21 protein-coding genes, 1 tRNA gene and 5 pseudogenes are annotated in these 20,364 nt (G+C 68.2%); 14 read left to right on the top strand and 13 right to left on the bottom strand.

Features of this window, described 5'->3' with window-relative positions; genetic code table 11:
- Positions 1–13 precede the first annotated feature (13 nt).
- Both AB0M67_RS34020 and AB0M67_RS34025 read left to right on the top strand, forming a co-directional pair.
- Positions 14–679, top strand: a complete 666-nt coding sequence (locus AB0M67_RS34020; RefSeq protein ID WP_365751442.1) for a GntR family transcriptional regulator — start codon at positions 14–16, stop codon at positions 677–679.
- Positions 680–778: 99 nt separating this feature from the next.
- Entirely contained in the window at positions 779–1,234 is a 456-nt protein-coding gene (locus AB0M67_RS34025; protein ID WP_365751443.1) for a VOC family protein, read from the top strand.
- Between the two features lie 166 nt (positions 1,235–1,400).
- On the opposite strand, the gene AB0M67_RS34030 is transcribed toward AB0M67_RS34025, so the two are convergent.
- The gene (locus AB0M67_RS34030) at positions 1,401–1,688 is read right to left on the bottom strand and encodes a transposase (protein WP_365751444.1); all 288 of its coding nucleotides are present in this window, start codon (positions 1,686–1,688) and stop codon (positions 1,401–1,403) included.
- Between the two features lie 155 nt (positions 1,689–1,843).
- Here AB0M67_RS34030 and AB0M67_RS34035 point away from each other — a divergent pair, with 155 nt between their 5' ends.
- Both AB0M67_RS34035 and AB0M67_RS34040 read left to right on the top strand, forming a co-directional pair.
- Positions 1,844–2,458 (top strand): hypothetical protein, encoded by a 615-nt coding sequence (locus AB0M67_RS34035; RefSeq protein ID WP_365751445.1) that lies wholly within the window; start codon positions 1,844–1,846, stop codon positions 2,456–2,458.
- 85 nt (positions 2,459–2,543) lie between these two features.
- Positions 2,544–2,648 (top strand): annotated as a pseudogene (locus AB0M67_RS34040) (hypothetical protein); the annotation flags it as partial.
- Here AB0M67_RS34040 and AB0M67_RS34045 read toward each other — a convergent pair.
- Positions 2,621–2,812, bottom strand: a pseudogene (locus tag AB0M67_RS34045) (IS630 family transposase); the annotation flags it as partial. The pseudogenes AB0M67_RS34040 and AB0M67_RS34045 sit on opposite strands and share 28 nt — an antisense overlap.
- A gap of 335 nt (positions 2,813–3,147) precedes the next feature.
- On the bottom strand, positions 3,148–5,598 hold the full coding sequence (locus AB0M67_RS34050; protein WP_365751446.1) for a S8 family serine peptidase: 2,451 nt from the start codon (positions 5,596–5,598) through the stop codon (positions 3,148–3,150).
- An 879-nt stretch (positions 5,599–6,477) separates the two neighbouring features.
- Here AB0M67_RS34050 and AB0M67_RS34055 point away from each other — a divergent pair.
- On the top strand, positions 6,478–6,939 hold the full coding sequence (locus tag AB0M67_RS34055; protein ID WP_365751447.1) for a hypothetical protein: 462 nt from the start codon (positions 6,478–6,480) through the stop codon (positions 6,937–6,939).
- Positions 6,940–7,670: 731 nt separating this feature from the next.
- Here AB0M67_RS34055 and AB0M67_RS34060 read toward each other — a convergent pair.
- Positions 7,671–8,123, bottom strand: coding sequence for a MarR family transcriptional regulator (locus AB0M67_RS34060; protein WP_365751448.1), 453 nt, complete (start codon positions 8,121–8,123; stop codon positions 7,671–7,673).
- 63 nt (positions 8,124–8,186) lie between these two features.
- Between AB0M67_RS34060 and AB0M67_RS34065 the strand changes: the two genes are divergently transcribed.
- Positions 8,187–8,555 carry a VOC family protein gene (locus tag AB0M67_RS34065; protein WP_227996749.1) on the top strand — a complete coding sequence of 123 codons (369 nt, stop codon included), beginning with the start codon at positions 8,187–8,189 and terminating at the stop codon, positions 8,553–8,555.
- A 107-nt stretch (positions 8,556–8,662) separates the two neighbouring features.
- Here the strand turns inward: AB0M67_RS34065 and AB0M67_RS34070 are convergent, their stop codons facing one another.
- Positions 8,663–9,916 (bottom strand): aromatic acid/H+ symport family MFS transporter, encoded by a 1,254-nt coding sequence (locus tag AB0M67_RS34070; protein WP_365751449.1) that lies wholly within the window; start codon positions 9,914–9,916, stop codon positions 8,663–8,665.
- 79 nt (positions 9,917–9,995) lie between these two features.
- Positions 9,996–10,772 carry an IclR family transcriptional regulator gene (locus AB0M67_RS34075; protein ID WP_365751450.1) on the bottom strand — a complete coding sequence of 259 codons (777 nt, stop codon included), beginning with the start codon at positions 10,770–10,772 and terminating at the stop codon, positions 9,996–9,998.
- A 68-nt stretch (positions 10,773–10,840) separates the two neighbouring features.
- On the opposite strand from AB0M67_RS34075, the gene AB0M67_RS34080 reads away from it, so the two are divergent.
- The 5 genes and pseudogenes from AB0M67_RS34080 (at position 10,841) to AB0M67_RS34100 (ending at position 13,667) form a co-directional block, all read left to right on the top strand.
- Entirely contained in the window at positions 10,841–11,080 is a 240-nt protein-coding gene (locus AB0M67_RS34080; RefSeq protein WP_365751451.1) for a hypothetical protein, read from the top strand.
- Positions 11,081–11,408: 328 nt separating this feature from the next.
- Entirely contained in the window at positions 11,409–11,684 is a 276-nt protein-coding gene (locus AB0M67_RS34085) for a hypothetical protein (RefSeq protein ID WP_365751452.1), read from the top strand.
- A gap of 171 nt (positions 11,685–11,855) precedes the next feature.
- A pseudogene (locus AB0M67_RS34090) lies at positions 11,856–12,221 on the top strand (carboxymuconolactone decarboxylase family protein); the annotation flags it as partial.
- Positions 12,222–12,226: 5 nt separating this feature from the next.
- Positions 12,227–12,334: pseudogene (locus tag AB0M67_RS34095) on the top strand (3-oxoadipate CoA-transferase); the annotation flags it as partial.
- A gap of 91 nt (positions 12,335–12,425) precedes the next feature.
- Entirely contained in the window at positions 12,426–13,667 is a 1,242-nt protein-coding gene (locus AB0M67_RS34100) for a 4-hydroxybenzoate 3-monooxygenase (protein ID WP_365751453.1), read from the top strand.
- A gap of 254 nt (positions 13,668–13,921) precedes the next feature.
- Here AB0M67_RS34100 and AB0M67_RS34105 read toward each other — a convergent pair.
- The 4 genes from AB0M67_RS34105 to AB0M67_RS34120 form a co-directional block, all read right to left on the bottom strand.
- A tRNA-Trp gene (locus AB0M67_RS34105) sits at positions 13,922–13,996 on the bottom strand.
- Positions 13,997–14,243: 247 nt separating this feature from the next.
- A complete protein-coding gene (locus AB0M67_RS34110; protein WP_365751454.1) occupies positions 14,244–14,426 on the bottom strand; it encodes a hypothetical protein in 183 nt (60 codons plus the stop codon).
- A gap of 503 nt (positions 14,427–14,929) precedes the next feature.
- The gene (locus AB0M67_RS34115; protein ID WP_365751455.1) at positions 14,930–15,286 is read right to left on the bottom strand and encodes a nuclear transport factor 2 family protein; all 357 of its coding nucleotides are present in this window, start codon (positions 15,284–15,286) and stop codon (positions 14,930–14,932) included.
- 34 nt (positions 15,287–15,320) lie between these two features.
- Positions 15,321–16,064, bottom strand: coding sequence for an SDR family oxidoreductase (locus tag AB0M67_RS34120; protein ID WP_365751456.1), 744 nt, complete (start codon positions 16,062–16,064; stop codon positions 15,321–15,323).
- A gap of 136 nt (positions 16,065–16,200) precedes the next feature.
- Between AB0M67_RS34120 and AB0M67_RS34125 the strand changes: the two genes are divergently transcribed.
- The 3 genes from AB0M67_RS34125 to AB0M67_RS34135 all read left to right on the top strand — a co-directional run bounded on the left by AB0M67_RS34125 (position 16,201) and on the right by AB0M67_RS34135 (position 18,270).
- Positions 16,201–17,049 (top strand): helix-turn-helix transcriptional regulator, encoded by an 849-nt coding sequence (locus AB0M67_RS34125; RefSeq protein WP_365751457.1) that lies wholly within the window; start codon positions 16,201–16,203, stop codon positions 17,047–17,049.
- 127 nt (positions 17,050–17,176) lie between these two features.
- A complete protein-coding gene (locus tag AB0M67_RS34130) occupies positions 17,177–17,557 on the top strand; it encodes an Rrf2 family transcriptional regulator (protein WP_365751458.1) in 381 nt (126 codons plus the stop codon).
- Complete coding sequence (locus AB0M67_RS34135) at positions 17,524–18,270, top strand: glucose 1-dehydrogenase (protein WP_365751459.1); 747 nt, start codon at positions 17,524–17,526, stop codon at positions 18,268–18,270. The genes AB0M67_RS34130 and AB0M67_RS34135 overlap by 34 nt, the downstream gene beginning before the upstream one ends.
- 125 nt (positions 18,271–18,395) lie before the next feature.
- On the opposite strand, the gene AB0M67_RS34140 is transcribed toward AB0M67_RS34135, so the two are convergent.
- From AB0M67_RS34140 to AB0M67_RS34150, 3 genes and pseudogenes are all read right to left on the bottom strand, one after another.
- A complete protein-coding gene (locus AB0M67_RS34140; RefSeq protein WP_365751460.1) occupies positions 18,396–18,815 on the bottom strand; it encodes a hypothetical protein in 420 nt (139 codons plus the stop codon).
- Positions 18,816–18,898: 83 nt separating this feature from the next.
- A pseudogene (locus AB0M67_RS34145) lies at positions 18,899–19,048 on the bottom strand (IS5/IS1182 family transposase); the annotation flags it as partial.
- A 149-nt stretch (positions 19,049–19,197) separates the two neighbouring features.
- Positions 19,198–19,914, bottom strand: a complete 717-nt coding sequence (locus AB0M67_RS34150) for a CDP-diacylglycerol diphosphatase (RefSeq protein ID WP_365751461.1) — start codon at positions 19,912–19,914, stop codon at positions 19,198–19,200.
- Positions 19,915–20,364 lie beyond the last annotated feature (450 nt).

Raw genomic sequence — 20,364 nt, forward strand, 5'->3', positions numbered from 1 at the left:
CAGGAGCAGCACCATGGCAGGTACGCCTCGGCGGCAGGCGCTCACCGACACGGCCTACGACACGATCCGTCGGCGTCTCGTCGACCACGAGATCGAGCCGGGGACGAAGCTCAACATCAACACACTGGCCCTGGAGCTGGAGATCTCTCCGACGCCACTCAGGGAAGCTCTTGCCCGCCTGGAGGCGGAGGGCCTGGTGATCAAACGCTCACTCGCGGGATACACGGCGGCGTCGCTGCTGAGCACCCGGAGTCTGGGTGAACTATTCGAGGTGCGGCTCTTGTTGGAGCCGACCGCGGCCGCCCATGCCGCGACGCGGGCGACGGAGGACGATCTGCGTGAACTCGCCGAGCTGCTGGTCGAGATGCGCAAGGCGACGGATGAATTCCGCAGCCGTGCCACGCTGTTGCTCTACATGCACCACGACTCCGTGTTCCACGACCGCATCGCCCGCCTGAGCGGTAACGGATTCCTCCGCTCGACCCTGGAACGGCTTCACGCGCACACGCACCAGTACCGGCTCTCGTTCCGCGAGGGCTGGGCGGAGGCAACGTGCACGGAGCACGAGCGGATCCTGGAAGCGGTGAGTGAGAGCGACGAGGAGACGGCGGCGGCCCGGATGCGTACACACCTGCGCAGGGCGCACCTCCGGCTGACGGACGCGGCAGCGCGGGACTGAACCGGTCGGCACTCCGGCCGGGCAAACACTTCCGGTCGCGGCCCTAGGGCGTGTTGCGAAAGTGGATCGTCTGTCAGACCTGTCTGGGAAGCTCCGGGCATGGAGATGACAGTGCAGCTGACGATCGACTGCTCCGATCCGCAGAGAATGGTGGCGTTCTGGGCCCAGGCCCTGGGCTATGTGCCTGAGCCCGCGCCGGACGGGCACGCAACGTGGCGCGCCTACTGGGAGGCGATGGGGGTGCCCGCGGAGGAGTTGCCGACCGGGGCCGGCGACCTTCCGGAGTCGATCGTCGATCCGACGGGTCGCGGACCGCGCGTGTGGTTCCAGCAGGTTCCGGAGCCGAAGACCGCCAAGAACCGGTGGCACTTCGACCTGAAGGTCGGTGGCGGCCGTGACATCCCGCTGGACGTCCGCGCGCGGCGGATCAGGGCCGCGGTGGACCAGCTGGTCGAGGCCGGTGCCACCGTGCTGAGGATCAAGGACGAGCCGGACATGGGGCTCTACGCCGCGGCCATGCGGGACCCCGAGGGCAACGAGTTCGACGTCGTCTGAGGGCCGTTGCGATGGTGCTGGTCACAGCCACTCGTGCCGCGTGAGCGTCCCAGCCCGTGATCACGAGGCTCGGTGAACACGTGGCCTGGCGGTTCCTTCTGCAGGTTGTCCTGCTTGCGGGCCCCGGCCGCGTGCTGATGGGCGCGGCACCCCGTGGAGTCGATGCTCAGGTCCACGTGATCGCACCCTTCGCGTCGGCCGGGGACTGGAGGCGGGTGAGGATCCGGTGCCAGGTGCCGTTCCGCTGCCATCGGCGGAACAGGTCGTAGATCCGTCCCCACGGCCCGTACTCGATGGGCCCGTCCCGCCACGGCACACCGGTCCGGACCTGGAATCGTATGCCGTCGATCAGCTGCCTCCGAGGCCAGACAGGAGGCCGCCCCACCCTCGCTCCCTTCGGCAACAACGGCTCCAACACCGCCCACTGCTCGTCCGTGAGATCTCCCCGACCCATGAACCGTGATCATTCACAGCCCGAGATCCACTTTCGATACACGGCCTAAAGCCGTAAAACCACTTCTCCGGAAAGTCAGGGTGAGAGAAACTCGCCACGACAGTGGGTAAGAGACCGGCGGTTGTCGTACATGCCGCGCTGGCGGGAGGAGGGCCATGGTGAGACCCGCAGTCGGGGTCGGCTTACGCCGCTGCGCGGAATGCACCGGATTTGAGTACAGCGGTGCGCCCGCCTGTGCCTCTTGCCGTGAACTGGTCGACAGCATCGTGGAAGAGGAGTGGTCTGCCTTTCTGCGCCATTGGGACGTCAGCGGCGACCAGGAAGTCACGCTTGCCGAGATGGTGGCGGCGGAACCAGACCGTCACGACTGGCGGGTGGTCGACGCCGCGCTCGACAGACTGGTCTGCTCCGAATGCGGTGACCGGCTCAGCCGCGGCCCCGTCGGCTGCTCCGCCTGCGACCTGGCTCACGGCTTCCGCTATGCCGCGATCGAGACGGACCGGCCAAGTGTCCCCCAGGGCAACGAACACGCAATCCGGGTCAATGTCTCGGTCGTTCGTCGGCCGCAGGTCACCTCCGAGAGCGAAATGCTTGCCCGGCGCCTGCTCCTACCGGCACTCCTGGTGGGTCTCCTGCCGACCACCGAAGAGGCCCAGCGGATGAGCGCCCTGATCAAGAGGAGCCCTCGAACAGAGAAGATCCGCCTCATGGAGCAGGCCGTCGAGGAAGCGCTCCAGCGCCAACGCGACAGACGTCGCTCTTCGAAATGAGATGACCTCTTAGGGCTTGCCGATCATCAAGGTGTTGCTTTCGGGGTCAGGGCTCGTCGACGTCGTATGCGTATCCCGGACGGGACTGGGCGAGGCCATCCCCTATGGGATCTACGACCTGGCGGCCAACACCGGCTGGGTCAAAGCGGGTACCGATCACGTCACGTCGCGGACGGTGTCCTCATCGGCCTGGACCAATTGGGCGATCACGGGGGCCCGGTTTCCTCAGGCCGAGGCCAGGACCATCATCGCCCGCCGGTAGCGCACCGTGCTGGTGCTGCCCCGGCGCACGATCTGTTGAAGCTTCTGCCCTTCTTGGTCCGTCAGTCTGCGGACCTTGACCGGATCTGCCACCGCGCCTCCTTGCACCAGGTTGGATGTCGATACATCCAATCGCGCGCAAGGCCCGCACCACGGACGGCAACCCGGTGAACCTTCACGGTCAGAGCACAGCGAGAACAGCGATATCCCCGCAGGCCAGGCACTCAAGACACCTCGCCCTCGTCCAGATGCCGCGCTCGCCTCAGCCGTCCTCGACCGACTCCTGCCCCACGACGAGGGGGCCAGGGAGCTCCTGTCCGTATGACAGGCGAAGCACCGGCCGACGAGACCCACGACGGTGACATGACAAGCTGCGCATTCCGGTCCCGGCCAGGGCCGGAATGCGCAGCTTGCCTGGCACGCAGGTTTCAGTGGCGCGCCCCTGTGTCGCGTGGTTTCTCACGCGGCATCGAGCCGCTGTCAACGCGGGTCTTGGTGGTGCGGAAGGTGATGCCGAAGCGGTCCGTGAGCACCGGCTTGTTCAGTGAGTACTGGAAGGCATCGGTCCCGTCGGCGTTCTCCAGGCCGATGGTCGCTTGAGCACCGGCTTCCAGGAAGTCACCGACGGTGTCCTTGTAGCGGTAGGAGATCGTGCCGTCCTCCCCGATCAGGGCGGTGACGGAGAACCGCTCGCCATGCCCCCACATGTGGATGACGTTGCGCCATTCGACGACGTAGGAGCGGTTCGGCGCTGTGCCCACGACCCCGGTGTAGACCGCGGCGTCGAACTGCGGGAGGTAGAACAACTGGTCCCAGAACGGGTAGAGGGCCGTGTTCGGGGCACTGCTGGACGGGATGGCGGTGTTCTCGTCGTCGGTGCTGGGCTCGGTGAAGGTTATGGCCCCGTCTGCGGAGACCCAGCCCGAGGTGTAGCTCTCTCCGTACAGTGATACGGGGAAGGGCAGTTCGACCTTCTCCGCACCGGAATCCCCTGTGAGCCCGAGTTTGTGGTCGCCTGTGACGAAGTCGGCCGGGCCGGCGTCGCAGGTGTATCCGAACGTGTCGGTCTTGTCGGGCAGCCGGATGTCAAGGACGGTCTCGCCCGTCACCTCCGCGGTCGTACTGCCGCGCCCGAGACAGAGATCGGAGTACGAAGTGGACAGTTCGTACGATCCCAGTGGGAGAGTGGTCTCGAAATTCCCCTGGGCGTCAGCTGTCGCGACCACCGGGGTGCCCACCACGGTGACAACGGCTCCGGCGGCCGGGCCTCTGCTGCTGGAGACGCTGCCGGTGACCTTGGCGGAGGGCACTTTGGCGACGGTGACATCACCGGTCGCCGTTCCCTCGTCGGTAACCGATATGTCGGCGGTCGCTGTTACGTGGCCGTACTTGGACACAGAGATCTTGTAGTCGCCCACGGAGAGCAGGGGGATCGTGTATTTGCCGTCGGCCCCGGTGTGCACCGTACGGTCAAGGGGGCCCTGGGCGACGACCTCGGCTCCGGGGAGGCGGGCGCCGTCGGAGGTGATGACACCCTGGATCGCGCCCAGCGGAGCGTGCGGAGCGGCCTTCGCCAACGCGGTCACGTCGAGCCTGCCTTCGCCGAAGACATTGTTGTCGGCGGCGGTGCCGCCGCAGGACGTGTCATCGGCGTCGATCGCGGTCCGGTCGAGCAGTGCTTCGGTCGCCGGGATGTCGTTCTCCAGTTCGGGGGACAGCGACCACAACAGGGCTACGGCTGCCGTGGTGTGGGGAGATGCCATCGACGTACCGGACATTGCTTCGTACCCACCGCCGGGGACCGAGGAGCGGACGTTCTCACCGGGCGCGGAGATATTCGGCTTGATCTCCCCCTTCTCCCCGGCGCCGCGTGAGGAGAAGTCCGAGATGGCGTTGTCGATGTCGAACGAACCCGAGCTGTAGCTGTTGACGTACATTCCCGGTTCGATCGCGGTGTTGCAGTCGGAACCACTGTTTCCGTTCGAGAACGACGGGAAGATGCCCGCGGCGCGCCAGGAGTCGACAATCTTCTGGTACCAGTATGTGATAGGTGTACCGCCCCAGGAGTTGTTGACCACGTCGGGCGCCAGATCGGGGCGGGGATTCTGCCCGTTGAGGTCGGTCGGGGCGACGATCCACTGCCCTGCGGCGATCAGGGACTGCTCACTGCAACCGTTCGACTCGCAGCCCTTGACTGCCATCCAACTGGCTCCGGGCGCGACGCCGGTCCGATTCCCGGAAGCGTCATCGCCGGTCATGGTGCCCATCGTGTGTGTGCCGTGCCCCATGTTGTCGCACGGTTCCGCCGCGGGGCACGAGTTGGACGGATCGAACCAGTTGTAGTTGTGGTTGAAGGTGCCGTCACCGTTGTTGCCCCGGTAGGAGGCCTCCAGTGCAGGATGCGTGTACTCCACTCCCGTGTCGATGTTCGCGACAACGATGCCCTCGCCCCGGCTTCCGAACTCATCCCATACCTTGGGAGCGTTGATCCGGTCGACATTCCACTCGACGCCGGCGACCCGCTTGTGCGCGGCGGCCTTTACAGGCTCGGGAAGCTGGATGACGTCATCCGTTTCGATGCGGGCGACTTCGGCCCGCGCCGCGAGCTTCTCGACCAGCTTCTCGTCGCCGCCCTTGACCTGGACGGCGTTGACTATCCAGTACGAAGTGTGGGCGACACCTGCCGCGTCCAGCGCCCTCAACAGCCCGGCCTGGGTGCGCCTGGCGTGGTCTTTCCCGGCTTTGTAGACCGCGGCACCGCGCTCGGCCTTGGTCCGGGCCCCGTCGACCGCCGCATTGATATCGGCGGCGCTGTCGAGATAGACCCAGAAGGTGTTCTCCCGGCTGTCGTCGAACTGACGGAGAAGTCTCTCCTCCACTTTCTCCGCGACAGCCGCTTGCGGAGAGTCCGTCGGACCGGACCTCTGCGCCGCGCCCTGCTGCGCTGTCGCAGTGCCGGCTGACACGGAAACCATCAGAAGCGTGGACAGGACAGCGAAGAGTAACTGCCGTGATCTCGTACATCGGTTACCGCGGGCCACATTGGGCTCCTCTGCGTCGCACGGCGGGGCGGGCCCGCACGTGGGGGATGGGGGGTAGCGTGCTGCGGTCTCCTGGAACCCCACGCCGGAGTTGGCCCAGGGAGGCGAATGCCACCCAGGCAATGTCATGCTCCGGCCAAGGTTCACACTCGTCTGTACCTGCCCAGCTAATCGCACGCGCATGTGCGACAGTCCGCATACCGGCCAGAGGGCAACGCGCGCATTTCCTACCCTGGCGGGTCAACCCAACCGCGGTGGGCTGCCTGGCAAAGTGACGGCGCGGGCCGTCAGGGAGGGCCGGCACCCGCGAACACTCAGGCCAGAGGGAACTGGGCTCGCACTCGCCCGCATCCGACGTCACCCCCCTGTCCGAAAGGATGGACAAACGATATTCCGTCTCAAAACATTCACCACAGAGCCTAGATGAAAAGAGCAAATTTCTTGAAATAGGTGCGATCGCGCCATACGGAACAAGCTGATGGGTGCGGCGACTGATCACTGATCTGGTTCGCCGGCGGCGTGTCGCTGGAGGAGGCCGAAGACAGGGATGACGATGCCGACGCGCAGTCAATTCCCCTCGGCCCGCTGCAGAAGCCACGCCCGGAGAAGAGGGAGCCCACGACGAGTTCCCTCACTCATCCGGCTCCTCGCGCGCAGCCCCATCCGTCGTTGTACCGCGCGCCGCGGCGCGCGGTGAAGCGTGGAGGAGGGCGGGACATGACTTCGTCGCCTTGCAGCGCTGTCCGGACAGATCCCTGGGCCGCGTACGTGTGGGTGCTCGGGCGGATCCGTGTCGACTGCCCCGAACAGCGGATCAGCGAGCCTTGCCACTCGGAGGGCATGGCCTTCCTGCTGCCCGAGGACGGCCGTGAGGTGATGGTCGACTTCGCCGGGCGGCCAGGCGATGGTCGACTTCTCTGGGCGGCTTGGGTTCGTCTACGAGGGCTGCCGGACGACGGAACCTGCGGCAGTGACGGCGACCCGTATTACGTGTGGTGGGTTCGTGTGCCACAGGCCTTGCATACTCGACGCGGTGCGAGCGGCTGGCCCTTGGCGATCGCGGAACGCCAGCAGCAACTCGGCCGCATGTTCGCACACCAGCATGCGTGGGAAGTGCGCGTCGATGGGCCTCTGGCCCAGGCCCTCCACGACGGGAAACCGCTGCCGCCCATGCGCTGACCCCGGGCCCGGAGCGACACACCCTGGAAGGGCCTCTGAACAGGGCGCCGATTTACGGGGGTTGGCGAACTCACATCATGTGTCGGCTGATGTGGCCCTGCGGGCTCGGATCGTGTTGTGGTCCGGCGAGGGCCGACGGCGTAAGGACGTCGCAGGACTCGCCGGGGTGTCGCCGGTGACCGTCGACCGTTGCAAGAGGCGCTCTTTCGCATACGGTCCGGCCGGGCTGGAGGGGAATCGCCGTGGTGGGCCGCGCGATCAGGTGCCGCCGCGGACGCGGACGCGGGGACGGGTGATCGCGTGATCGCGTTGACAAAGACGTCCCCGCCGGTTCCGGGCTCTCGCACTGGTCGACGCGGACCTTGGCCGATCACCTGAAGCGGCGCAAGGGCATCTCGGTGTCCTGGCACTACGTCGCGCGGATCTGGCGCGAGGAGAATCTCAAGCCGTAACGCGGCGGCACTTTCAAGATTTCGAAGGACCCGGTGTTCGCGGGCAAGGTCGCCGACGTGATCGGCCTGTACGTGGCTCCGCCGGCGAAGTGCTCGGCGAGTGCAAGCCAAACCGGAACGGCAAGGACTTCCCGGCCTTCCTGAAGAAGGCCGTCAAACCGGCTCATCGCAGAAGAGGCTGTAGTGAGGGGTCTGTCGGGTTTCGAGGTCGCCGGCACGGATTTCCACGCTCGGCCGCACTCCTGTCCGGGCGCGGCGAGATGTGCGCCGGGGAGCGAGCTATGCGCTGTCGTTGCCGTCACGCAGGGAATGGATCATGCTCTGCAGGATCCGGAACGCGCTTGACTGCTCGGTCTCGGTCATGCCGGCCAGCATTCTGACCTCGACGGACCGGACCGCTACGGTCGCCTTCTCCAGGCTCCGTCGGCCGCGAGGTGTGAGCCGTGTGGGAAGAACCTTTCCGACGGGTGCCTCCGCGGGCCTGGTCACGTAGCCCTCTCGTTCCAGGGCCTGGAGCAGCACGTTCATCGACTGCCGTGTCACGAACGCGCCTCGCGCGAGCTCGGAGTTCGACAGGCCCGGCCGTTGCGCCAGCAGCTCAAGGCAGGAGTAGTGCGTCACGCTCATCCCGAGTGGCCGCAGCACCTCCTCCATGGCTGCGCGCAGGGCGCTCGACGCCTCTTTCAGCAGGTAGCCCAGTGACTTGTCCAGGTCGACACCGTCTTGATTCATGTCAGGATTCTGACATACATTGACCTGTGTCAGAAAGCTGACACGAAAAGAAGGAGCATCATCATGCCCGCCACCGGCCCCGACTTCATCTCGCTCCAGGCGCGCGACCTCGACGCTTCGCAGGCGTTCTACGAGCAGTACCTCGGCCTCGTCCGCTCGCAGGCCGGACCCCCGCACGCCGTCGTCTTCGAGACGAAGCCGATCGCGTTCGCACTCCGCGACATCGTTCCCGGCACCGATCTCGCATCCGTTGCCCAGCCCGGCATCGGTGCCGCGATCTGGCTCCACGCCACCGACGTCCAGGCCATTCACGATGCTCTCGTCGCCGACGGTCACACCATCGTCTCCGCACCGATCGACGGCCCCTTCGGCCGGACATTCACCTTCGCCGACCCCGACGGCTACCAGGTCACTCTCCACGACCGCGCCTGACCGGCCGAACGCCAGGGGGCTGTACAAAGCCGACGTCAATTGGTCGACAGGCTCGATCAGCCCTCACTGCCCGTCGGACAGACCGGTCTCGCAGGGCTCGCGCTCGCTCACGGTGTTGAGTCCAGCATGCCCGAGTGGTCGCGGGCTGGCGCCGGCCGTACGGTCACCAGGGCGAGTACGGCGATCGCGGCGGCCAGGGCGAAGACGTAGAACCCCCATGGGTAGGCCACGCCCGTCGCGACCAACTGCCCACCGAGGTAGGGCCCGACGATCGCGCCCGCCCGGCCGACACCGGCGGACATGCCCAGCGCGGTGCCGCGGATCGCGGGCGGGTAGAGGTGTCCCACGAAGGCGTAGACGAGAACCTGCGCGCTGAAGACGAAGACGCCCGCGGCGAGTACGGCGGCGTGCACCAACAGCGAGCTGCCGGTCCTGATGCTGAGTAACGCGAGGAAGATGCCGGCGAGCCCGAACCAGGCGAGCACGGTTGCCTTGGTGCCGCGCAGGTCGGCGATCGATCCTGCCACGAGCAAGCCGATGACCGCGCCCACATTGAGCACAAGCAGCAGAGTGAGTCCGCCGGTCAGGGAGTAGCCTGCCTGGCCCATGATCGTGGGCAGCCAGGTGTTGAGACCGTAGACCAGCAGCAGGCCCATGAACGAGGCGGCCCAGATGCCGAGACTGATCCGGCGGTAGACGCCCCGCACCACGTCGGTGCTCCGTGCCGGTTCGGCCTGCCCTTGTGTGACGCGCAGGTATGCCTCGGACTCGGGCAGCTTCGCCCACATCAGCGGCAGGCCGGCCAGACCGAGGATCCCTCCGAGCGCGAACATCCACTGCCAGCCCAGGTTCGGGATCACCCACAGGGCCGACAGCGCGGTGAGCACGGCACCGACGTGATAGCCGGTCATCATGCGGGTGACCGCCGTGCCGCCGCGGCCGGCGCCCGCGTGTTCGGACATGAAGGCCAGAGCGGTCGGCAGACAGGCGCCGAGACCGAGTCCGGCGAGGAAGCGCAGCAGCACGAAGGTCGCCACGTTCGGTGCGACGGCGATGGCCAGCGTGAACAGGGAGAACGCGGCGATGCAGCCGATCAGGCAGCGCCTGCGTCCGTAGCGGTCGGTGAGGGGGCCGATCGCGATGGCGCCGATGCCGACGCCGACCAGTCCGACGGTCGCGGCGGTTGTCAGTGAGGCGGAAGTGAAGCCGAGGGCTTGGGTCTTGGCGATCGTGGGGATGACCGCGCCGAGGACGACGAGGTCGAAGCCGTCGAGGGCGACGGCGATCCAACACAGCAGGACCGGCCAGCGGTTGTCTGGTCGTTGTTGCCCGGTGCGCGGGGTCGATTTCGCTGCTGACATGGGGGCCTCCGTTCGGGTGTCCGTGAGCGTGACAGCTGTCACAGGCGACCCCAACGGTTCTCTTCCGCTGAGCGGAAGGTCAGTCGGGCGAGTGGGAACCGAGGCTCCGTCCGATGCCCTGGGCGGCCACCTGGAGGGCCGCGACCAGGCGCGCCTTGTCGCGGCGGAAGTTCGGCACGACGACTCCGAGTGCGGCCACTACCGCGGCCTCGCCGGACAGGGTGGGCGCGACGACCGGTACGGCGAGGGAGCAGGCGCCGAGCGACATCTCCTCGACGGTACGGGCGTAGCCGTCCCGCGCTACCCGCACCAACTGCTCACGCAGCTGCGCGGGTTGGGTGATCGTGTACGGCGTGATCCGGGTCAGGTTCGCCAGCACCCGGTCGCGTACCTGTTCCGGCGCGTGGGTCAGCAGTACCTTGCCGACACCGGTCGCGTGCATCGGCAGCCGGGTGCCGACCTGGCTGACCACCGGCACCGATGCCCGGCCGGAGAGCCGTTCGATATAGAGGACGTGTGCCCTGTCCCGGACGGCAAGGTGCACGGTCGCCAGCGTGGCCGCGTGGATGTCGTTCAGGAACGGCGAGGCGACGTGCCGCAGTTCGGTCTGTACGGGCGCGAGCAGGCCGACGTCCCAGATCCGACGGCCCACGACGTACTCCCCGGACGCCCTGCGTAGCAGCGCTCCGCCCAGGACGAGTTCCCCGGCCAGTCGGTGCGCTGTCGTCAGTGGCAGGTCCGCGCGCCGGGCCAGGTCGGCCAGGGTGAGCCTGCGGTGTCGTTCGTCGAAGGCGTACAGCAGCGACAACGCCCGTGACACCACCGAGACTCCGGGGCTCGACGTGTTCCCAGCCATCAGGTTCCTTCCGCTCAGCGGAAGCATAGGCTCGCTCGCCCCCACCTGGAAGGCCCACGATGTGGGTCATGAGCACGAGCGAGGCGTCGCTGGAGACGCGGACCGTCGTGAGCGAGCAGATCGCACGGCTGCACCGTGCGTCGACGTCGGCGCAGACGCAGCCACGGCTGGACTTCGCGCCGTACCGCGGTTCGGCGCCGCGGCATCCGACCAGAGCCTTGTGGCTCGCCGACCCCGAGGGGGCCGAACTGGTGGCCCCGGCCTTCGGCCACGGCCACGCCACTCCGATGGTGCACGGCCATGCCTGAGCCGCCCTCGCCCACGCCCGGCCGGACCGTCGGCCCGTTCTTCCCCTACGCGCTGCCCTACGCACGCGGCAACGAGCTCGTGCCGCCCGCGACGCCGGGAGCGATCCGGCTGCATGGCACCGTGTACGGCGGCGCCGGCGCGGGCGGTCCCGGAAGCGCTGGTGGAGATCCGCCAAGCCGACGGCGGGGGCCGGGTGCCGCGGGTGGAGGTCTCGTTGCGCCGCGACGGGATGGCGTTCACCGGCTGGGGACGCGCGGCCACCGACAGCGCCGGCCGCTACTCGTTCACCACCTGCGAACCGGGACCAGCCGGACCGGGGACCGCGCCGTGGGCGCGCACCGCGCCGCCGGGCCGGCCGACGACGCGGCGCTGGTGGCCGCGATGCTCGCCGTCGAGGCCGTCGAGGCCGTCGAGGCCGCCTGGCCGCACGCGCCGGCAGCCGGCGGGGCGCTGGACGCCGCGGACGCCGTCGCCCACGCCTTCGGTCTGCTGCTCGCCGAACGCGGCGCACCGGGTGATCCGGCCGGCTATCCGGGTGCCTCGGGTGGGTTCGTCGATTCCGTTCTGGCCCGGTTCCAGCGGGCAGGGGCGGACCATGACTGAGGCCCCCCGCCTGACTTTCACACGACTGGCGGCAGCCCCGGCCGAGGAGACCTGCTGGTTGCCGGCCCCTCCCTCGGCACCGATCGCCGCGCTGTGGGGGACCACCGCCACGCTGCCTGCCGGCCACTTCGCAGTCATCGGGTGGGACCTCCCATGACCAACCCCTATGACACCGGAATGCAGGTGCATCGCCAGGTGCTCGGCGACGCGCACGTCGATCGGGCCGAAGCAGGCAAGACCGCGCTCACCACGGACTTCCAGGAGCTGATCACCCGCTACGCCTGGGGCAGCGTCTGGACCCGCCCCGGCCTGGACCACCGTACTCGCAGCGTCGCCATGCTCACCGCGCTGCTCGCGCTCGGCCACTGGGAGGAGTTCGCGATGCACGTGCGCGCCGCCCGTACCAACGGGCTCACCGAGGCCGAGATCGGTGAGGTGATCACGCATGGCGCCAGCTACCGCGATGTGCCCGCCGCCAACCGCGCGTACGCGATCACCCATCAGGTTCCCGACGCGCTGGACGCCGGTGATGAGTGAGGTGTTCCTACCAGGTCTCCGCCCGGGGCGACCTCGCCAACTGGCACACCGGAGAGCCGGACGCCATCCCCGCGGTCGGCGGCGCCATGGACCTGGCCATCGGCGCCAAGCAGGCCTTGGGGACTTGTTCGGCAGGGCCTTTCCCAACCTGCGAGCCCTCGTCGAGATTCCACTCGTCGACGACACCGAACCCAAGGAGCGACCATGTCCCGCACTGCCTCCCGCACCACGGTCGGGATCGTCGGAGGCGGCCCGGCAGGGCTGATGCTCTCCCACCTGCTCCAGCTGGCCGGCGTCGAGTCCGTCGTGATCGAAACCCGCACCCGCGGAGAGATCGCGGAAACCCAGCGCGCCGGCATCCTCGAACGTGACAGCGTTCGCCTGCTGGTCGATTCCGGTGTGTCCGACCGAGTGCTGCGCGAAGGCCACGAGCACCGCGGCATCCAGCTCCGCGTCGACGGCGTCGGCCACCGCATCGACTTCCAGGAACTGGCAGGCGCCTCGACCTGGCTCTACCCCCAGACCGATGTCTTCCTCGACCTCGCCGAAGCCCGCGCCCGCGACGGCGGGGATGTCCGGTACGGCGTCAGCGAGTCCTCCGTCGCCGACGTCACCGGCGACCGCCCCGCGATGCTGTTCACCGACGCCGACGGCCGCGACCACGAGGTGCGGTGCGACGTGCTGGTGGGCGCCGACGGCTCGCGCAGCATGACCCGGCACTCGGTCACCGGCCGTCAGGAATACGTCCGCCGATACCCGTTCGCCTGGTTCGGCATCCTCTGTGCGGCGCCACCCTCCTGCGACGAACTTGTCTACGCCCGCTCCGACCGCGGCTTCGCCCTGATCAGCCGACGCACCGACACCATGCAACGGATGTACTTCCAGTGCGCCCCCGACGAGTCCGTCGCCGACTGGTCCGACGACCGCGTCTGGGCCGAACTCCAGGCCAGGGTCGCCGGCGAGGACGGCTTCACTCTGCTCGAAGGCCCCATCATCGCCAAGTCGGTCCTGCCGTTCCGCTCCTACGTGTGCGAACCGATGCGCCACGGCAACCTGCTCCTCGCCGGCGACGCCGCACACACCGTCCCGCCCACCGGCGCCAAAGGACTCAACCTGGCGCTGGCCGACGTCCGGGTCCTGGCCGAGGTGATCGAACGCGCCGTACGCGAAGCCGACCGCTCCGCCCTCGACCACTACACCCCGCGCGCCCTGGATCGGGTCTGGAAGGCCCAGCACTTCTCCTACTGGATGACCACACTGCTCCACCGGACACCCGGCGCCCCACCATTCGACGCGCGCCGCCAACTCGGCGAACTCACCCACCTCGTGACCTCCCGCACCGCCTCCGCCCTCCTCGCGGAGGGCTACACCGGCTGGCCGCGGTCCGGTCGGGATGGCGGAGCGACGCGGCCGGCATCCGGCATCTGGCCGGAGCCGACGCGGTGAGCCGTCACGAACTGGGCACCCTCATCGCCGAGCGCGACGGCCTCGACGTCTCCCGGCTGCGTACGGGCCCGCGGGCACAGAGCGCCCTTCCCGGCGCACTGGACGTCCGCCTGGACAGCCGGGCGACACAGAAGAAGCTGCGTACGGCTCCGCGGCGTGCGGGAAATCTGCACAGTCCCCGCCTCAAGGTCTCAGTTCCCCGGCTCATGAGCGAGCGGCCGGTCCTCTGCCGGGCCCGGCCGCTCCACGGCGCGCAGGGGCGGCAGGATTTGAACCTGCGGCGTGCGGGTTTGGAATCCGCTGCTCTGGCCGGCCTGAGCTACGCCCCTTCGGTGAAAGAGAGCCTGGCACGACTGCGAACTGCGCCGCCACCGGATTACGCGCCCGATCCCCTCCGGACCGCCTGGACTCTCCATCGTGACGGGCATGTTCGACTGACCTCCGGGTGCGACACGCCACCCGGCAGGCGCCGGGATTTCATCCTCATCCTGTGGGTGATCGCCGGGTCCTGAGCGACGGCACGACGAAGGCCCACGCCGGTCGGGTCCGGCGCGGCGCTTCGCCGCTGAGCTGCCGTCAGTTGCCCTGGTCACTCTGATCGGTCCGGTAGGTATTCGTGACGGTGCTGCCGTCCGCGGCGGTCTCCATGGTGGTCATGGACTGGCCGCCGGTCAGGGTGATGGTCTCCGCTGTCTCCTCGGGGAGGTCAGTCGCCGATGAAGTGCAGGTAGCCAGTCCGGTGAATGGCTTGCCTCGCACCGTCTATCACCTGCTGGACGACAGGGGTTCGGTCGTCCTCGGGAAGTGACCTGGTGCCCGACGGTCATGAGCCCGTCGCGTACCGGCTCGGCGCGCGACCAGGCCAAGCCCGGCGCGCGACCAGGCCAAGCCCGGCGCGGGCTACCAGATGATCGCCGACACGTTCGCGGCCCGACTGCGGTGCCTGGGCCGACACTGGTGCGGTTGGCTGGAGAACCCGCACTGCGGCTTCGGGCGCAAAGACCCGTGGTACGAGCCGTATACCGACCTGGTGAGCGTCGCCGAGGAGACCAACCGGCGATGGAGGGACGCGGTCGCATCCGCGCCGCCCGCATGATCCACTGCCGGGCCCGGGACGGCGGGCACAGCGGGGCGCCGACGTCCGGCCATGCCCGCCGCGAGCGGTGCCTGACGTACGGCCAGTGCCGCGGGGTGCCCCCCACCGTCGGGATGGCGCGCCCTCGATTCCCGTTCGTTGGATTCCCGTGATGGCCGTGCGTGATTCAGGCCTGGTTGTTCCACATGCGGAACATGGTGCATGTGGCGTTCTTGTCGAATGTCACGGTCCACAGATTGGCGAAGGTGCCCAGTTCCTTGTAGTAGCCGGTGCCCTCGATCGCGGCGGTGTCGCCGTTGACGGTGAGGATGGACCACTCGAATTCCCAGCCGCCCTCCTGCCATGGTGCGCGATCGAGCCAGCCGTCGATGATCGCCTCTCGTCCGACCCAGTCGGTCTCGTAAGGCCATTCGTGATATTCGGCGTGCGGGGTGAACAGTGCGGCGATGTCCTTCCTGCCGTTGGTGGTCCAGGCCCGCACATAGCCTTCGACCCAGTCGCGTACCTGCTGTTCGCTCACCATCGGTGCCGCCGTTCCGTGACGTGTGTGCGTGTTGTCATCCTTGGGCCGTGGGTCGGACGACGAGTTCGTTGACGTCCACGTCGGCAGGCTGGTCGATGGCGTAACGGACCGCTTCGCCGATCGCGGTGGCGGGGATCGCGATGCCCATCTGCTCCCGCACCGCGTCCTTGACCCCGCTGTCGCCGATGGACCCGGTCAGCTCGCTTCGGGTCAGGCCCGGACTGACCACGGTGACCCGCAGTTCCCGGCTCTCCTGGCGCAGGCCCTCCGACAGGGCGCGGACGGCGTGTTTGGTGGCGCTGTAGACGGCTGCGGTCGGGTCGACCCTCAGTCCCGAGACGGAGGAGATGTTCACGATGTGCCCGCGGCGCTGGTCCCGCATGATCGGCAGGACGGCGGCGATGCCGTGCAGGACCCCGCGCAGGTTCACGTCGATCATGCGGTTCCACTCGTCGACCCTCAGCGAGTCCAGGCGCGACAACGGCATGATGCCGGCGTTGTTGACCAGGACGTCGACGCGCCCGTACCGGTCGTGGGCGGCTGCGACGAAGGACCGCACGCCGGCCGGGTCGGTCACATCCAGGGCGAGCGGAAAGGCGCTGCCTCCCTGGGCCTCGATGTCCTCGGCGAGGGCAGCGAGGCGGTCGGTGCGCCGTGCCCCGAGAACCACATGGTGGCCCGCGGCGGCGAGTGTTGTGGCGGTGGCCTCGCCGATACCGCTGCTGGCGCCGGTGATCAGGACCACCTTCGAAGCGACCGTGGTGGACGGGCTTGACATGGGCTTCCCTTCGGAGTGACGACGGCCGCGCGGTGCGACGGCCGGTGCTGCCAGGATGTGTCCGATCCCGCCCATGCGGCAGGACAGGCTTTCCTGGGTGCGCCGCTCCCAGGAACCGGCGGCGTACGATCCAGGCATGAGCGGCAATGAACTGGGGGAATTCCTGCTGGCACGTCGCTCCCGGCTCAGCCCGGCCGACGTGGGTCTTCCCCTTTCCCGGGGCCGCCGCGTCAGCGGACTGCGGCGCGAAGAGGTCGCCGTCCTGGCCGGAGTCAGCGCCGACTACTACACCCGTCTGGAACAGGGCCGCGAGCGGCATCCCTCCGGCCAGGTCGTCGACGCCCTCGCGCGGGCCCTGCGGCTGGAATCCGACGCCTGCTGGCACGCCTACCGCCTGGCCGGGCTCGTGCCGGGACACCAAGCCTCCTCCGTGGGCGAGGAGCGGGTCGCGGCGGAACTGCTGCAGCTGATGGGAGCCTTCCCCGCGGCGGTGGCCTACGTGGTCAACCGGCGCCTGGACGTCCTCGCCTCGAACGCACTCGCCGACGCCCTGCTCTCCCCGCTCGCGGACCCTCGACGCATGGCCCGGTCCCTGTTCTGCGACCCCGCGGCCCGCGAACTGTTCGCCGACTGGCACACCGTGGTCCGTGACACCGTCGCCACGCTGCGACTGGCCCATGGCCATGAACGGAACGATCCGCGCATGCTCGCCCTGATCGACGAACTGCTGGCGGAGAGCGAGGAGTTCACGGCGCTCTGGAGCCGTCAGGACGTCAGCCGCCTGGGCAGCAAGACCAAGACCTTCCACCACCCGCGGGCCGGACGGCTGACCCTCGCCTACCAGACGTTCGAGGTCCAGGACGCTCCCGGCCAGTACCTCCTGGTCGGCACCGCCGAGCCCGAAAGCCCCGACGCCCGCCGCCTGGCCTCGCTCGATGCCCACCGTGCCGCAGACGATCGGAGCGGTACGGCCGACCGGAGGTGACGAAGACCGCCGAGGTCTGTCCCGATCGCCCTCGAACGGGGCCTCCACTTGGGGCGCCGGCGCGGGTACTCGCCGAGGGCAGTCGTAACTGTTATGGTTACATCACGATGGGAGGTGAGGGACGTCAGTGGGGGCCAACAGCAGGCTGACCGTCGCCGCGCACGCCCTGACCTGGATCGGGCTGTATCGGCGCCGCGGCCACGAGGTCGCCACCTCCGAGCAGATCGCGACGAGCGCCAACATCAACTCCGTGGTGATCCGTCGCCTGCTGTGGCGGCTGCGCAAGGCCGGCCTGGTCGACTCGCGAAGAGGCGCCGGCGCCGGCTGGACGCTGTCCACGCTGGAAGACGCGCTGCACGACGTACTGAAAGCCACCTGGCTTCGACCGCGGGCCCCAGTGGGCCGCGGCAGCAGGGCGCTTTTCGCGCCCCTGAATGTAACAACAACAGTTACATCAAGTATTCGGAGAATGTCATGGGACAACTGGACAACAAGACCGCCCTCGTGACCGGGGCCTCCACCGGCATTGGCCTGGCCATCGCCCGCCGGTTCGCCGCCGAGGGAGCCACCGTCTACCTCACCGGCCGCCGCGAGGCCGAACTGGAGAAAGCCGTCGAACAGATCGGCGTCCGCGCCATCGGCGTCCGGAGCGACGTATCGAAACTCGACGACCTCGACCGGCTCTTCGCCGAGATCACCGAGCGCAGCGGCCGTCTCGACATCGTCGTGGCCAACGCCGGCGTCGGCGACTTCGGCCCGCTCGGCTCGATCACCGAGGAGGAGTACGACCGCACCACCTCCATCAACCTCAAGGGCACGGTCTTCACCGTCCAGAAGGCACTTCCACTGCTGTCGGCCGGAGCCTCGGTGATCCTGCTCTCCTCCAGCGCGGCCCTGCGCGGTGTCCCGGGCCTGGGCGTCTACGCCGCCACCAAGGCCGCGATCCGCAGCCTCGCCCGCACCTGGGCCGCCGAACTCGCCGACCGCGGCATCCGAGTCAACGCCCTCACCCCCGGCCCCGTCACCACCCCCGGCGCCGACGAACTGCGGGCAGCACTCCCGCGAGACGGCCAGACCGCCGAACCCGCCGCACCGACCCCGCTCGGCCGAGCCGGCCGTCCCGACGAGGTCGCCGCCACCGCCCTCTACCTGGCCGGGGACCAGAGCTCCTTCACCACCGGCGCGGAACTGTTCGTCGACGGCGGTACCACTCAGCTCTAGTCACCCAGACCGCCCTCGGCACGATCCCGCGCCGAGGGCGACTCGCTGACGCCAACTCGCCTGTGGGGTTCCGAAAGTCCCGCACGCGCGCTGGCCTGGGCATTCGCCGGTTTCGCCGATCCTTGTCAGGCGGCGTTGCGGTACTCGTGGATCAGCCCGCTGAGGATGTTGCGGTGCTGGGTCCGCGCTGTCGGCAGCGAGCGCACCCGCCCCCGTAGGACCTCGTCCGGGACGTGCGGGCGACCCGGGCACACTGCGCGGGCCTCGTGGGCGGTGACCGCGGTGTCCCGGGCTTCCTGTGCCGTTTCCATCTTCGTTTTGGCGGCCTTGATGCCCTGTTCCCGGGCGGTGATGTAGTTGGCTCCGTCCAGCCGCTCCTTGAGCTGGGCGATGTCGCGGCTGAGGTCGTGGGCTTCTTTCTCGGCCTGCTGCGCGGTCGTGCGGGCGGGCAGGACGTGGCTCTCGTCGTGGGCGTCACGGGCCGCCAGCGCGTCCGCGACCGCCTTGTCGCCTGCCGCCGCCTCTTCCAGGCCCCGCAGCTTCAACCAAGGCCGATCCACTTTGGCGCGGGCCGCGGCGATCTGGTTCTCACGCCGGTTCACCACTCCGCCGTGCCGTTGTGCGCATTCAGCACATGGACGATCGCCGCGAACAGCGTCTCATCAGGGGTGTCCCGCGTCCCACCGCCCTGTCACCGCACCTTCGACGGCGGAATCAACGGCTCCGCGATCTCCCACAGCCCATCCGGAACAGTCCAACTCCACGTACCCCGCCCCATGTTCAGCTCAACCAGCAATCTCCACAGAGGACACGACCGACAAGGCTTACAGCAACGGGCCGTGCCGCGGATCCCATCGTGCCGGCAAGCCTCTGCGAGAACGTCGACGTCACCGCCCCGCCCCCGGGCCGGCTGCCATCGAGCAGTCCTCAGCTATACACCAGCAGGTAGTCGCACGTGCTCGTGCCGTCGTGGAGGGACGTGTCGCTGTTGAGGACGTAGAAAGAACCTGCGAATCCGGTGGCCGTCATCTTCGGGACCACAATCATGGTCTGGTTCGCCATGCTCAGCGAGTTCGGGACCACCACGTTCCGGTACAGCAGCGTGAAGGGGTTCTGCTGGAGGTCGTGGAGTTTGAGGATGCGGTAGACGCGGTCGCCTGAACCCGCGGGCCCCGAAATGGGCGCTTGGTTGCCCGGGGCGGCCCATTGGGAGGGCTGGGTGGCCATGCGGCCCTGGGATTCGAGTTCCTGGAGTCGCCTCTGTGTGCTCGCCCTGATTCCGGCCATGTGAATGTGCAGCTGATTGAAGTGGCGGGTGCCCTGCGAGTTGATCCCCAGTCCGATATTCGGGTACTGTACGGGGACGCTTCCTCCGCTTCTCGCGTTCTCCCATGCTTCCTGCCAGTAGTTCGCCGCCGAGTCCATGTGGATGAACGGGCATTCAATGCCCGTGATCCGGCACGAGGGGAGGAGGAGATAGTTGTGCGTATTCTCCGGTTTTCCGTGCAACACGACGTAATTCGGGGTCGTCTTCAAGCAGTCGGGCTTGGGCTGTGGTGCCGGCGGGACGGTGCCCCGCGTGCAGTACTGGACGTCGTGCCAGAGCGGGTCGTTGTCGGTGGGCCGGCCGCAGAGGGACTGCATCTGAGAAGGCGGACAGGGGCTCGCGGGCCCACCGGGAGGAGGGGGTGGGGGGCACGACAGGGCGGGGGACGTTCCTCCGTGCGCCGGACTCGCGGTGGCGGTCGTTCCCGCCATGACTCCCGCACCGGTGAGCAGCGCTGCGGCACCAAGGGTGCCCGAGAGCGCAACGAATTGACGCCGGGGAAATTCGTTCGCGTTCTTCTGGTCGTTCATGCGTGTGTGATCTCCCATAGTGATGACCGTTGTCTGAATGTGGCGGCCATGAGCGAGAGGGCGTTTTCGCCCTGGCCCTTCGCCCTCGCCGATCCGTTCACAGAATAGGGATATGAGATCGGATTACCCATCGACTGCACGGGTTGGTGTGTCGGTTCCGCCATTGAGAGGCATTTCGTTTGCGGTATGGGTGCCGCTTCCCGTCGCCGCTAAAGAGTCGGCCGATGCCGGAAAGCC

The sequence above is a fragment of the Streptomyces sp. NPDC051662 genome (genome assembly GCF_040681655.1).
Taxonomy (GTDB): Bacteria; Actinomycetota; Actinomycetes; order Streptomycetales; family Streptomycetaceae; genus Streptomyces.